General features: G+C 72.4%; 10 protein-coding genes. 2 read left to right on the top strand and 8 right to left on the bottom strand.

What is annotated here, in order from left to right; translation table 11 throughout:
- Positions 1 to 45: 45 nt before the first annotated feature.
- The 4 genes from ACZ4MH_RS24145 to ACZ4MH_RS24130 all read right to left on the bottom strand — a co-directional run bounded on the left by ACZ4MH_RS24145 (position 46) and on the right by ACZ4MH_RS24130 (position 4,770).
- Positions 46 to 1,044: an ABC transporter substrate-binding protein gene (locus ACZ4MH_RS24145; RefSeq protein WP_351596937.1), complete on the bottom strand. Its 999-nt coding sequence runs from the start codon at positions 1,042 to 1,044 to the stop codon at positions 46 to 48.
- Positions 1,035 to 1,832: an ABC transporter ATP-binding protein gene (locus ACZ4MH_RS24140; protein ID WP_351596940.1), complete on the bottom strand. Its 798-nt coding sequence runs from the start codon at positions 1,830 to 1,832 to the stop codon at positions 1,035 to 1,037. Before ACZ4MH_RS24140 ends, ACZ4MH_RS24145 begins: the two co-directional genes overlap by 10 nt.
- Positions 1,832 to 2,914, bottom strand: a complete 1,083-nt coding sequence (locus tag ACZ4MH_RS24135; protein ID WP_351596998.1) for a FecCD family ABC transporter permease — start codon at positions 2,912 to 2,914, stop codon at positions 1,832 to 1,834. Before ACZ4MH_RS24135 ends, ACZ4MH_RS24140 begins: the two co-directional genes overlap by 1 nt.
- 320 nt (positions 2,915 to 3,234) lie before the next feature.
- Positions 3,235 to 4,770 carry a putative glycoside hydrolase gene (locus tag ACZ4MH_RS24130; RefSeq protein WP_351596942.1) on the bottom strand — a complete coding sequence of 512 codons (1,536 nt, stop codon included), beginning with the start codon at positions 4,768 to 4,770 and terminating at the stop codon, positions 3,235 to 3,237.
- Between the two features lie 154 nt (positions 4,771 to 4,924).
- Here ACZ4MH_RS24130 and ACZ4MH_RS24125 point away from each other — a divergent pair, with 154 nt between their 5' ends.
- Positions 4,925 to 6,010, top strand: a complete 1,086-nt coding sequence (locus ACZ4MH_RS24125; RefSeq protein WP_351596944.1) for a polysaccharide deacetylase family protein — start codon at positions 4,925 to 4,927, stop codon at positions 6,008 to 6,010.
- Between the two features lie 120 nt (positions 6,011 to 6,130).
- Here the strand turns inward: ACZ4MH_RS24125 and ACZ4MH_RS24120 are convergent, their stop codons facing one another.
- The 4 genes from ACZ4MH_RS24120 to ACZ4MH_RS24105 all read right to left on the bottom strand — a co-directional run bounded on the left by ACZ4MH_RS24120 (position 6,131) and on the right by ACZ4MH_RS24105 (position 10,285).
- The gene (locus ACZ4MH_RS24120) at positions 6,131 to 6,475 is read right to left on the bottom strand and encodes an STAS domain-containing protein (RefSeq protein WP_351596946.1); all 345 of its coding nucleotides are present in this window, start codon (positions 6,473 to 6,475) and stop codon (positions 6,131 to 6,133) included.
- Between the two features lie 224 nt (positions 6,476 to 6,699).
- On the bottom strand, positions 6,700 to 7,656 hold the full coding sequence (locus ACZ4MH_RS24115) for a TIGR03557 family F420-dependent LLM class oxidoreductase (protein ID WP_351596949.1): 957 nt from the start codon (positions 7,654 to 7,656) through the stop codon (positions 6,700 to 6,702).
- A 10-nt stretch (positions 7,657 to 7,666) separates the two neighbouring features.
- The gene (locus ACZ4MH_RS24110) at positions 7,667 to 8,671 is read right to left on the bottom strand and encodes an SDR family oxidoreductase (RefSeq protein ID WP_351596952.1); all 1,005 of its coding nucleotides are present in this window, start codon (positions 8,669 to 8,671) and stop codon (positions 7,667 to 7,669) included.
- Between the two features lie 477 nt (positions 8,672 to 9,148).
- Positions 9,149 to 10,285 carry a baeRF2 domain-containing protein gene (locus tag ACZ4MH_RS24105; protein WP_351596955.1) on the bottom strand — a complete coding sequence of 379 codons (1,137 nt, stop codon included), beginning with the start codon at positions 10,283 to 10,285 and terminating at the stop codon, positions 9,149 to 9,151.
- Positions 10,286 to 10,652: 367 nt separating this feature from the next.
- Here ACZ4MH_RS24105 and ACZ4MH_RS24100 point away from each other — a divergent pair, with 367 nt between their 5' ends.
- On the top strand, positions 10,653 to 12,749 hold the full coding sequence (locus ACZ4MH_RS24100; protein ID WP_351596958.1) for a catalase: 2,097 nt from the start codon (positions 10,653 to 10,655) through the stop codon (positions 12,747 to 12,749).
- The last annotated feature ends 11 nt before the right edge of the window (positions 12,750 to 12,760 follow it).

Here is a 12,760-nt window from a genome sequence, read left to right as displayed (position 1 = left end):
GGCGCGCCCACGCGGCGGAGCCGCACATCGACACGCCCCGCGCCCCTACGGGCGCAAGTATGCGCCCAGGCGTTCGATGGCTGCGGGGTTGCGGGGGCTTTCGACCAGGTCCGCGTAGTCCAGCGTGACGATCTTCTTGTGCTTGATCGCCGACACTCCCGCCAGCGGTTTGTAGTGGAGCAGGAAGTCCTTCTTGCGCGCGGCCGTGGTGTCGCCGTAGTCGCAGATCACGATGACGTCGGGGTCGCGCTCGACGACGGTCTCCCAGCCCACCGTCGTCCAGGAGTCCGCGAGGTCGTGGGTGATGCTGCGGCCGCCCGCCTTGGCGATGATGTCGTCGGGCGCCGCGTACCGCCCCGCCGTGAACGGCTTGTCCTGGCCGCTGTCGTACAGGAACACGTTCGGCCGGTCCGCGCCCTTGGGCGCCTTTCGCCGCACCTCGGCGACCCGGTCCTTGAAGTCCGCGATCAGCTTCCGCGCCCGGTCCTCGACGCCGAAGAGCTTTCCCAGCTGGGTGAGGTCGGTGTACAGCGCCTCCAGCGGCGGCATGACGCCACGTGCCGAGCCGCGTCCGTTGTGGCAGGACTCGGTGAGGAGGTACGAGTCGATGCCGAGCTCGTGCAGGGCGGCCGGGGTGAGGCCGCCCTCGCCGAAGCCGTAGTTCCAGCCCGCGAAGACCAGGTCGGCGCGCGCGTCGACGGCCAGCTCCTTGGTGATCTGGTGCTTCGACAGCCACTTCGTCTTCTTGTAGCCGTCCTTCCAGGGCACGTCGTGCAGGTCGCCCTTGTCGTCCGGCATGACGAACCCCGCCATCCGGTCCTCCAGGCCCAGCGCGAACATGATCTCGGTGATGCCGACGTCGTTGGTGACCACGCGTTCGGGCACCTTGTCGAAGGTCAGCTTCTTGCCGCAGTTCTCGATGGTCACGGCCGGCTGCCCGGCGGCCTTGCCGTCGGCGGCCGGGTCCGCGACGCGCGCGCCGCATCCGGTGAGGGCGAGCGCGAGACAGAGGGCGGCCGCGGTGCGGGGGCGAATCACGGACATGCGATCTCCTGATCGGTCAGGTCGAAGAGCAGCTGGACGGCGCCGGTCACCGGGTGCGTGACGCGGTGCGCCCGTACGCCGAACACCTCGGCCAGCAGGCGGGGTTGCAGTACGTCGTGCGGCGGGCCCGAGGCGACGACGCGGCCGCCGTCGAGCACGTACAGCACGTCGCAGTGGCTCGCGGCGAGGTTCAGGTCGTGCAGCGCGGCGAGCACCGTGAGGCCGCTGCGGCGCACCAGGGACAGCACCTCCAACTGGTGGGCGATGTCCAGGTGGTTGGTCGGCTCGTCGAGGACGAGGACGCGGGGCTGCTGGGCGAGGGCGCGGGCGATCAGGACGCGCTGCTTCTCGCCGCCGGAGAGCGCGCGGAAGCCGCGTCCGGCGAGGTGGGCCGCGCCGACCCGGCCCAGCGCCTCGGCGCAGAGGGCGGCGTCGGCGGCGGAGGCGCGGCCGGTGAAGAGGGTGCCGCCGCGCTGGTGCGGCAGCCGGCCCATCGCCACCACCTCGGCGGCGGTGAAGTCGAATTCGGCGGCGGACTCCTGGGGCAGCGCGGCCAGTCGGCGGGCGGCAGCGCGCGCGTCCATCGCGTGCAGGTCGTCGCCGTCCAGCCGTACCGTGCCCACCGCGGGCCGCAGGGCCCGGTACACGCACCGCAGCAGCGTGGACTTGCCGCTGCCGTTCGGCCCGACCACCCCCACGACCTGCCCGCTGTCGGCCCGCAACGTCATGTCCTCGACGATCCGAGCTCCTGCCAGCTCGACCGTCAGCCCGTCCACGTCTAGGCGCATCAGCGACCGCCTCCGAACGCGTAGCCGCCGCGCCGCATCAGCAGCAGGAAGCACGGCACGCCGAGCACGGCGGTGATCACGCCGACCGGGAGCTCCGCGGGCGCGAGCAGCAGTCGCGAGACGACGTCCGCCCAGACCAGCAGCACGGCACCGGCGAGCGGCGCGAGGAGCAGCACCCGGCGGTGGTCGGCGCCGACGAGCATCCGTACGACGTGCGGCACCATCAGCCCGACGAAGCCGATCGCGCCCGAGACGGCGACGACCGAGGCGGTGACGGCGGCGGTGACGACGAACAGTTCGGTCCGCAGCCGGCCCGGACGCACGCCGAGCGCCGCGGCGGTCTCGTCCCCCATCGCCAGCGCGTTCAGACGCCCCGCCCGCGCGCCGAGGTACAGCACCCCTGCCAGCACGGTGACCGCGGCGAGCGGCACCGAGCCCCAGGTCGCCCCGCCCAGGCTGCCGAGCAGCCACATCATCGCGGACCTGGCCGCCTCGCCGCGCTCGGCCCGGAAGACCATGAGCGTGGTGACGGCGGAGAAGCCGTAGGAGAGGGCGGTTCCGGCCAGCACCAGGCGCAGCGGCGTCAGCCCGTACGCGGTGCGCGCCGCGGCGTAGACGAGCGCCATCGCCGCGAGCGCCGAGACGAACGCGGACACCGACAGTGCCCACACGCCCAGCGCGGCGAACGCGCCGAGCAGCAGTACCGCGTTGGCGCCGACCGCGGCGCCGGAGGAGACGCCCAGCACGAAGGGGTCGGCGAGGGCGTTGCGCACCATGGCCTGCACGGCCACGCCGACCGAGGCGAGTCCGGCGCCGACCACGGCCGCGAGGACGGCGCGCGGCAGCCGTATCTCCCAGACGATGGCGTACGCGCCGGCCTCGTCGGCCCGTATCGTCCCGCCGGTCAGCCCGGCCCCCAGGAAGTGCAGCGTCTCGCCCCACGGCACCCCGGCCGCGCCCAGCCCGACCCCGCACACGAGGGAAACGAGCAGGAGCAGGGCGAGCACGGCGGCGGAGGCGGGGACCGGCAGGCGGGTGGCCTCGGGCGGTCCGGCCGCGGCGGGTGCCGGGGCGGTGGTCATGGCGGGCACGGGCGGGCGTCCTTCGCCTCGGGCCGCGTCCGTACGCACAGGGGGCGGCGCACCCGGCGCCGGGCGGGCGTCCGTGCGTCATCCCTCTCGCAGTCCGCGGCGAGCAGTCGGGAGATGTGCCACCCCGCGGGTCATCGGACTCACGCGAGCACTCCGCCCGGACCCCTACGACAGGCCCGTACCGCACACTCGCGCACACCGTTGCGGGTCAGCGCCGGACTCTCACCGGACTTCCCCCACGGGACACGATCGGCAGCCTAACAGCGGGCCCGGACCACCCGCATACGTGTGCGGGGGCCCGGGCCGACCGGTCACTTCATCGGCGTCAACGCTCCCCCGTGGTAGCGCACGCCCGGGTTCCACAGGAGGAAGGAGTGGATGCCGTCGTCCGCCGCGGCGCGGATCTGGGCGGCCACTTCGGCGTCGCCGTAGGAGACGCCGAGGGAGAAGTCCTGGATCCAGGGGACGATCTGGGCGTCGGTGTGGCGGGTCTTCTTCACGAAGTCGGCGAGGGACTTCTTGGTGATGGGGTACGGGTGGGAGTTCGGGTCGGAGACGCCGTACTCGCCGGCGGCCCAGTGCGAGGGGTAGATCATCGGCGCGATGTAGTCGCACTGCTTCGCGAGCTTGCCGATGTCCTGGGCGATCTCCTTCGGGCGGGTGACCGCGATGCCGAAGACGGAGACGCCGAGGAAGGCGCCGTGTTCGCGGGCCACCGCACGGGTCCGCGCGACCAGGTCCGCGATCGAGTCCTCCGGCGTGGTCTTCCCGAGGCCGGGGAAGGACATGCCGCTGAGCTTGCCGTCCGGGCGGCGGATGTAGTCGTAGAGGATGTCGTCGAAGCCGAGCTTCGCGGCCTCGGCGGCGAGGTCGAGGTGGTACTGGCGGACGTCGCGGTTCGCGAAGTTGGTGAAGGAGAGGGAGCCGTACTTGGAGCCCGCGCCGTACGGGCCGCCGTCGGGAGTGCGGACGACGCGGTCGCGGTGGCCGTCCTTCCAGGAGGCGGAGGCCAGGATCGGGTCGCGGAAGGCGACGATGCGGCCGACGACCGCGCCGCCGGCCGCGTGGATCTCCTTGATGGCCTTCTTCGCGTCGTAGTAGCCCTTGGCCGCGCCGGTCTTCTTCGCGAGCGGCACCTGTGAGTCGTAGCCGATCTCGCCCAGCTCGTCCTTGATGTCGAGCTGGACGGCGTTCAGCTTGCCCTCCTTGAGCAGCTTCAGCACCGGCTCGCGCAGCTGGTCCGAGGCCCACCCCTGGCCGCTGACGTGCACCGCGCGCAGCATCGGCCGTCGTACTGTCACCACCGCGTCCTCCCGGGCGGTGTTCCCGGCCGCGTCGGTGGCGACGGCGGTGGCCTTCGCGGGCGGCCGCGGGAGCGTGACGGCGAAGCGGCCGTCCTTGCCAAGGTCCGCCTTCCTGCCCGCGACCGTCACGGCGGTGGCGCCCTGCGCGCGGCCCTTGACCGTGACCGGGCCGCGCAGGCTGCGGCCCTCGGGGTCGGCCACCGCGAGGCGCGGCGGCGTGGTGTCGACGGTCAGTTCGCGGGTGAGCTCGGAGCCGCCGCCGAGCATCGAGCCCTCAGTGGCCACCTTCAGCTCGTGCGTGCCGTCGCGGAGGCCGTCCAGACCCACCGTCAGCTGCCGTCCGGCGCCCCGCACCGGTATTCGCCTGCCGTCCACGGTGACCTCGGCGCCGCGCAGCCGCTCCCCCGCCGGCGCGGTCACCGCCACCCCGCCCTTGTGCAGCGCCGCGGCGTTCACCACGCCGCCCGCCGGCAGTCCGGCCAGCCGGAAGGCGGGCGCGCGGTACTGCCGTACGAGGAGCACGCCTCCGACGACCAGGGCCATGGCCAGGACACCGGCCAGAAGAATGACGAGCGCTCTGCGCGGGGAACGAGTACGGGAGGAGTCAGTGGAAGCAGAGGAAGCAGAGGAATCCGAAGGATTCAAGAAAAGTGTCTTCCAGTTGAGCCGCATTGGCACGCCCTTTCCGGGAGGTCTCGTGCATCTCCGTCGCTCGCGTCCGGTCCCTCTCCGCCGGCCCGGCCTCGTCGTCCTGTCCCTGCTGGCGCTGGCCGCGTCGGCCGTCTCCTGCGCCGAGTCCCGCGGCGGCGCGCCACCGCCGGAACCCTCGGCTCCGAAAACCATCAGTGGTCGGCAGGATTCCCCCTCGGCCCGGCCCGAACACCCGTCACGGTCCAAGTCCCCGGCCTCGGTGCACGCCAACGAGCTCGGTGCGGTGCCGGTCCTGATGTACCACCAGATCGTGGACGAGCCGAAAGGCGTGTACGACCGCAGGCCCGCGGACTTCCGCGCCGAGCTGGAGCGGCTGGCCAAGGAGGGCTATGTGCCGGTGACCGCGGGCGCGTACAGCACGGGGAAGATCGACATACCGGCCGGGCGCCACCCGGTCGTGCTCACCTTCGACGACTCCACCGACAGCCAGTTCGCGCTCGGGGACGACGGCCGGCCCGTCGCGGACTGCGCGGTGGGCATCCTGCGCGACGTGGCGCGGCGGCATCCGGGGTTCACCCCCGCCGCCACCCTCTTCGTGAACGGCGGCGCGTTCCCCGCGACGGGTACGAAGAAGGCGCTGCGCTGGCTGCACGGGCACGGCTTCGAGGTCGGCAACCACACCCGGGACCACGCCAACCTCCGCGACATCTCCGCGGGCGAGGCGCAGCAGCAGATAGCCGGCGGCCAGCAGGTCGTCACCAAGAGCGTGCCGGACGCGAAGGTGACCTCGCTGGCGCTGCCGTTCGGCGTCCAGCCCAACCCGGCAGGGCTGGACATCAAGGGCGCGGCGGACGGGGTGCGGTACGCGTACGACGGTGCGTATCTCGTCGGCGCGGGCCCGGCCCCCTCGCCGTACGCCACCGCCTTCGACCCGGTCGGCATACCGCGCATCCGCTCGGCGGGCGCGCACGGCCAGGACGCCCAATTCGGCTCCGCGCACTGGCTGGACGAGCTGCGCGACGGGGCGGTCGCGCGGTACACCTCGGACGGCGATCCGGACCGCGTCTCCTACCCGAAGTCGGGCTCGGCCCGGCCGGCGAAGGCGTTCCGGGAGCGGGCGAAGCCGTACTGATCCACCCTTGGGCGCATAGCAGCGAGCCGGGGCGCGCACGATGTCGTGCGCGCCCCGGCTCTCGTTCCGGCACCCGGCGCTTTCCCGTTCCGGCGCCCGGCACTTTCCGCCGGCAGCCCCCTAGGCCTCGCTCGCGGTCACCAGGGGGAACGGCTCCCGGCTCACCCGCTGCGCGTCGTCCAGCGGCCTGCGGGCCTGCGCGCTCCGCGGCGCGATGACGTGGAAGGCCGTGCCCAGCGCCCGGGCCCGCCGGAAGACCCGGACCAGCGCGGGCACCCCGCAGCAGGCGCACACCGTGGAGCAGGCCCCGAGGTCGACCAGCAGGCTCGCGGCGCCCCGGTTGAGGAGGATGAGCATCTCCTCGCGGGCCTGGGTGACGCGGGCGCAGTCGAACTCCGGCGGGCGGAGCACCACGGCACCGCCGCCCGACTGACTGCACCAGGGGCTCCGGGGAGGACTGGACATCGCTTCTCCTGAACGGCCGGGCCGGCGCGCCGCACCGGCGGGGAATTCATGTGCCCGTCACGTGGTCCGCAGCATTGATGTGCCGTCCGGATATCCGGTCACTCGGGCTCGGGGAAATTCCACGGTAGGGCGGCGGGCCGATGCTCCGCCACCGCAGGGCCCGCCGCCGCACGGCATTCGCTGCGTATTCGCCCCGCGGGTTTTCTTCCCGGCGGCCGGTGTGTTCAGTCCTTCAGCTGAGGCAATACCTTTGTGCGATAGAAGTCGAAGAAACCGCGCTGGTCCTGGCCGATCTGGTTCACGTAGACGGTGTCGAATCCGGCGTCGGTGTACTCCTGCACCGCCGCGACATGTGCTTCCACGTCGTCGCCGCAGGTCACGGCGGACGCCACCTGATCGCGCGTGACGAGGGTCGTCGCCTGCTCGAAATGGCGCGGGGTCGGCAGTACCTGTCCCAGTTCGCCCGGCAGTTGTTCCGTCGCCCACAGCCGGTGCGCGGTGCGCACGGCTTCCTCGCGATCGGTTCCGTAACAGACCTTCAGGCCGCCGTGCACCGGCTTGCCTCCGCCGCCGCCCCGCCGGAACCGCTCGATCGCGTCCGCTTCCGGCGCGATGGTGATGAATCCGTCGCCGATCCGCGCGGCCAGTTCCGTGGCGGTCGGCCCGAAGCCGGAGACATCGATCTGCACCGGCTCCTCGGGAACGGTGTACAGCCGCGCGTTCTGCACGGTGTAGTGCTTTCCGTGGTGGCTCACTTCCTTTCCCTCGAAGAGCGAGCGCATCACCTGTATCGCTTCTTCCAGCATTTCCAGCCGGACCGAGGTCTGCGGCCATTCGCCGCCCACAACTTGCTCGTTGAGCGCTTCGCCGCTGCCCACGCCGAGCCGGAAACGGCCGTTCAGGAGTACCGCGCTGGTGGCCGCCGCCTGTGCGGTGATCACCGGGTGCAGCCGCTTGGTCGGGCAGGTCACGGCGGTCTCGACGGGCAGCGACGTGGCCTCGGCGAGCGCCCCGATCACCGACCAGACGAAGGGCGCCTGCCCTTGTTCGTCATTCCACGGATGGAAATGGTCGGAGATCCACAGGGAAGTGAATCCGGCCTGTTCCGCCATGCGTGCCTGTTCCACCAGTGCGCGCGGGTCGTGCTCCTCGCAGGAGAGGAAATAGCCGTATTCCGTCATCACAAGCTCCTCAGGTCCAAGGCCGCCGCGCGATGCCGGCGGCGGCCAGCGCCCCGACGGCCGCCGCCGCGACCAGGGCGCGGGCGTGCTCGGTGGCCCACAGCTGGCAGGAGCGCCCGTGCGACGCGTCGTCGAAGGAGCCGTGGGCCCCGTGGTCCCGGCCGTCCATGCCGTCGACCGGCTTCCAGAGGTTGTCCGGCGCCGGCGGCTCGGCATCCTGATCGGTCTGCTGCGAGTCGAAGCCCGTTCGCGCCAGATAGCGGTCCAGCAGCCCGGGGACGAGCCGGTTGGCGAGCACCGTCGCCGTGGTCGAGCCGCCCACGCAGTACTGCTTGCGCCGAGGGTGGTCGGCGGCGTACACGATGCCGCGCGCGGCCACCTCCGGCTGGTAGATGGGCGGTACCGGCTGCGGCCGCCGCGGCAGCCGGGAGAGCACCCAGGAGAACTGCGGGGTGTTGAGGGCCGGCAGCTGGACGACGGTGATCCGTACGTTGCTCTTGTCGTGCATCAGTTCCGTGCGCACCGAGGAGGTGAACCCCAGGATCGCGTGCTTGGCACCGCAGTAGGCGGACTGCAGCGGGATGGACCGCTCGCCCAGCGCGGAGCCGGCCTGCACGATCGTGCCCGCGTCGCGCGGCACCATCCGGGCCAGCGCCGCCTGCGTACCGTGCACGAAGCCGAGGTACGTCACCTCCGTCACCCGTTTGAACTCCGCCGGGCGCACCTCGGTGAAGGGCGCGAAGACCCCGGCGAACGCGCAGTTGACCCAGACGTCGATGGGCCCGAACTCCGCCTCGACCGCGTCGGCGGCGGCCTCGACCTGGGCCGGGTCGGCGACGTCGGTGGGCAGTGCCAGGGCCCGGCCGCCGGCCGCCGCGACCTCACCGGCGGCCGCGTCGAGCCCGGCCTGCCCGCGGGCCACCAGCCCGATGTTCGCGCCCCGGCGGGCGAATTCCCGGACGACGGCGCGGCCGACGCCCGCGCTCGCTCCGGTGACGACGACGGTCTCGCTCATCGGCGGTCTCCTCGGACGGTGCCGGAGGCCGGCCGGTCAGCCGGCCGGGCCGGACTCCTCGGGGGTGTGCGGCGGCGGTACGGGGTCGGGCGCGGGGCCGGGCGCCGGGCCCGGCGTCGGGGGTGCCGGATTGGGCGGTACCGGATCCGGCTCGGGTCCCGGGCTCGGCGCGGGCGGCACCGGGTCGGGCCCTGGCGCGGGTACAGGACCGGGCCCCGGCCCCGGTTCGGGACCGGGCGATCCCGGGCCGGGGCCCGGCGTCGGCGGCACCGGGTCGGGGTGCGGGGTGCCGGGGCGTCCCGGCGGCTGCGGCGTGGTCACGGGTCCTCCAGGGAGGGGTGCGTGGTGCGGGCGGCCGACGCCTGGACGGGGGCGGGGGCAGAACGCCTGCCCGCCGACCCGCCGGCGCCTCACGGGTGCCCGCCGGAGTCCGTGCCTAACGCCCGGCCGGCGGTCCGTCCGGGCGGATACGGGCTCTCAGTGGGTCACGGGCGTGGACCAGCGCAGCACCGCGCCGAGGCCGCCCGGGGGCACCGGGTCGCTGTGGTGCAGCAGTACGGCCTGCGCGCCGTTGGCCACGGCGGACCGCAGCAGGGCGTCGTCGGCGCGGGCCGGCGCGGGGTTCACCTCACCGAGGTACTGCATCTCCGTGCCGCGCACGGCCAGCTGGTCGGGGCCGGGGCCGACCCAGACCTCGCGGCCCGCGTCGCCGCCGTCGGGGCTGATGAGCAGCGTGTCGATGCGGTGCTCGCGGGCCGCCTCGACCAGGGAGGGCACGCCGGAGGTCACGGAGGACTCGCCGTCGCTGCGGCCCGAACCGGCCTGGAAGCGCTGCACGGCGTCCATGACGTGGTCCTGTTCGAGCCCGGCGCGTACCTGGGCGATGTCCCGGTCCAGCCGGGTGCTGTCGGCGCCGGAGGCCCGGCCGCCGTGGTCGCTCTCGTACGCGACGCCGCGCAGCTGATCGGGGAGCCGGTCGCGCACCGCGCGGCGTTCGCGCGCGTCGCCGACCAGCAGGAGGAGGTCGGCGCCGGCGTGCTCGAACGCCTGGCCCGCGGCCTCGGCGATCTCCCCGGCGTTCTGCTCCCAGGTGTTCTCGACCTTGAGCTGGAAGTGCCGCTCGGACCAGTCGCTGGAGGTCGTCCGGTGCACCGGGTAATCGGCTCCGCTGACCTGGCCCGCGCTGTCGTGCACCGTGTCGCTGCGCAGCTCGAAGTCGGCACCGGTCCGGTCCACGTACACCACGAGGCAGACGGGGTTCTCGCCCAGCGCGTCCAGCAGGGGGGCCAGCCGGGGCACCGGTGACCAGGTCGCGCCCCGCATCGTGGGCGGCCCGGCGAGCGGGGTGTCCAGGACGACCTCGCCGCCGGTGGCGAAGACGGCGCGGCCCGCGTGGGCCAGCGATTCGCCCGGCCTGCGGAGTGTGCTCAGGGCGTCGTGCACGGCGCGGCAGGTGGCGGCGTCGGCGCCCTGGCCGGACAGCTGGTCGGCCGCGTTCTGCGCCGACAGCTCCTGCTGCTTGGCCGCGTCCTCCGTGCCGTGCGAGACATCGGCGTAGACGGACGCCCAGGGTCCCGGTCGTTCGATGAGCGGTTGCAGGAGCGAGAGTCGCATGGCGCTTCCTCCTCGGAATGGGGCGATCACCAGGTACGGGGCCTCGAAGGAGGGCTTCGCAGGCCGTGGTATTCCGCTCTTGTGGGGCGTCGTCGCCGCGGTGGCTGATGAGGTGGTTCCATCACTCTTCGGGGTGCCCTCTTTGCCACTATTCATGCAGTTCGCCGTCGCTGCACCTCGCCGGTCCGACGGGCCTCTCCAAGGCCGCCACGGCCCCGGAATCACAGGGATTTCGCGGCTCGCCCTTCTGGGCCAGCCGAGGTTTCTCCGCCTCGGATAACGGTTACCTGGCGAGCCGAGACACATGCCCCCAGGCGCCCTCGTCGGCGACTCCAGCGCGGCGCGGAGCGGGAAGGAGCCTTCGGAGATGGCGGACAAGAAGCAGGAGCAACGGGAGCGGTACTACGCGCACGACTCGAGTGACGGGCCACTGACCACCGACCAGGGCGTGCCGGTCGACCACACCGATGACTCCCTCCAGGCGGGCGAACGCGGGCCCACGCTGATGGAGGACTTCCACTTCCGCGAGAAGATCACGCGCTTCGACCACGAGCGGATCCCGGAGCGCGTGGTGCACGCGCGCGGCTCGGGCGCGTACGGCTACTTCCAGCCGTACCGGTCCTGCGCGGAGTTCACCCGGGCCGCGTTCCTGCAGGACCCGGACGTCAAGACGCCGGTGTTCGTCCGCTTCTCCACCGTCCAGGGGCCGCGCGGCTCGGCCGACACGGTGCGGGACGTGCGCGGGTTCGCGACGAAGTTCTACACCTCCGAGGGCAACTACGACCTGGTCGGCAACAACTTCCCGGTCTTCTTCATCCAGGACGGCATCAAGTTCCCCGACTTCGTGCACGCGGTGAAGATGGAGCCGCACAACGAGATGCCCACCGGCGCTTCGGCCCACGACACGCTGTGGGACTTCGTCTCGCTGCAGCCCGAGACGCTGCACACGATCATGTGGCTGATGTCGGACCGCGCGATCCCGCGCAGCTATCGCATGATGCAGGGCTTCGGCGTGCACACCTTCCGCTTCGTGAACGCCCAGGGCAAGGGCACGTTCGTGAAGTTCCACTGGAAGCCCAAGCTCGGCGTGCACTCGCTGGTGTGGGACGAGGCGCAGGAGGCACAGGGCCGCGACCCCGACTTCAACCGCCGCGACCTGTGGGACTGCATCGAGGCCGGCGACTACCCGGAGTACGAACTGGGCGTGCAGCTGGTGCCGGAGGAGGACGAGCACAACTTCGACTTCGACCTGCTCGACGCCACGAAGATCATTCCCGAGGAGCAGGTGCCGGTCCGGCCGATCGGGCGGATGGTGCTCAACCGCAACCCCGACAATTTCTTCGCCGAGACCGAGCAGGTCGCCTTCCACACGGCCAACGTCGTCCCCGGTATCGACTTCACCAACGACCCGCTGCTCCAGGCCCGTAACTTCTCCTACCTGGACACCCAGCTGCTCCGGCTGGGCGGGCCGAACTTCGCGCAGATCCCGGTCAACCTGCCCGTGGCGCCGGTGCGCACCAACCAGCGCGACGGCTTCCACCAGAGCAAGATCCACCGCGGCACCACGAGCTACACCAAGAACTCCCTGGCCGGCGGCTGTCCCGCGGTGGCCGGTGCCGACGAGACGGCCTTCCGGCACCTGACCGAGGCGGTCTCCGGGCACAAGATCCGCAAGCGCAGCGACAGCTTCCAGAACCACTACAGCCAGGCCGCGATGTTCTGGCAGTCCATGACCGAGTGGGAGAAGCAGCACATCGTCGAGGCGTACCGCTTCGAGCTGGGCAAGGTGAACGCGAAGGAGATCCGCCAGCGGGTCGTCGAGCAGCTCGCGCGGGTCGACCACACCCTGGCCGTCTCGGTCGCCGAGGGCATCGGCGTGGCCCCGCCGGAGCGCCAGGAGACCCCCGACGTGACGCCCTCCCCCGCGCTGAGCTTCGAAAGTCTCAAGGGCGACGGCTCGATCGCCACCCGCCAGATCGCCGTCCTCGTCTCGGACGGCGTGGACGCCGACCAGGTCGACACGATCCGCTCCGCGCTCTCGGCGCAGGGCGCAAACGTCGAGGTCCTCGCGCCGCACGACGGCGAGTTCACCGGCTCCGACGGCGTCACCCACCCCGTCGACCGGGCGCTGCCCACCGTCGCCTCGGTCCTCTACGACGCGGTCGTGCTGCCCGGTGACCCCTCGTCCGTGCCCCGCACGGCCCAGGACCCGGCGGTGCTGAAGTTCGTACGGGACTCCTACCGGCACGGCAAGGCGATCGCCGCGCTGGGCACCGGCATCGACGTGCTGAAACTGCTGGAGCCGGCCCGGCTGCGGACCGCCGACGAACACGAACACACCGTCTCCGACGAGGGCGTCGTCACGCACCACCCGGTCGGCCCCGCGAGCGAGCAGTTCGCCCAGGCCTTCATCGAGGCGGTGGGCGCGCACCGGCACTGGAACCGGCCGCCGCTGCGCCGCTGACGCACCGCTTT

It is taken from the genome of Streptomyces sp. NPDC026301 (genome assembly GCF_055567935.1).
Note: the sequence above shows the minus strand (reverse complement) of the source record. Positions and strands in the feature narration are given on the sequence as shown.

Excerpts from the sequence above, each read along its gene's own strand:
- ACZ4MH_RS24105 (WP_351596955.1), bottom strand. The coding sequence starts at position 10,285 with ATGCGACTCTCGCTCCTGCAACCGCTCATCGAACGACCGGGACCCTGG.
- ACZ4MH_RS24110 (WP_351596952.1), bottom strand. The coding sequence starts at position 8,671 with ATGAGCGAGACCGTCGTCGTCACCGGAGCGAGCGCGGGCGTCGGCCGC.
- ACZ4MH_RS24100 (WP_351596958.1), top strand. The coding sequence starts at position 10,653 with ATGGCGGACAAGAAGCAGGAGCAACGGGAGCGGTACTACGCGCACGAC.
- ACZ4MH_RS24120 (WP_351596946.1), bottom strand. The coding sequence starts at position 6,475 with ATGTCCAGTCCTCCCCGGAGCCCCTGGTGCAGTCAGTCGGGCGGCGGT.
- ACZ4MH_RS24135 (WP_351596998.1), bottom strand. The coding sequence starts at position 2,914 with ATGACCACCGCCCCGGCACCCGCCGCGGCCGGACCGCCCGAGGCCACC.
- ACZ4MH_RS24140 (WP_351596940.1), bottom strand. The coding sequence starts at position 1,832 with ATGCGCCTAGACGTGGACGGGCTGACGGTCGAGCTGGCAGGAGCTCGG.
- ACZ4MH_RS24115 (WP_351596949.1), bottom strand. The coding sequence starts at position 7,656 with ATGACGGAATACGGCTATTTCCTCTCCTGCGAGGAGCACGACCCGCGC.
- ACZ4MH_RS24130 (WP_351596942.1), bottom strand. The coding sequence starts at position 4,770 with ATGGCCCTGGTCGTCGGAGGCGTGCTCCTCGTACGGCAGTACCGCGCG.
- ACZ4MH_RS24145 (WP_351596937.1), bottom strand. The coding sequence starts at position 1,044 with ATGTCCGTGATTCGCCCCCGCACCGCGGCCGCCCTCTGTCTCGCGCTC.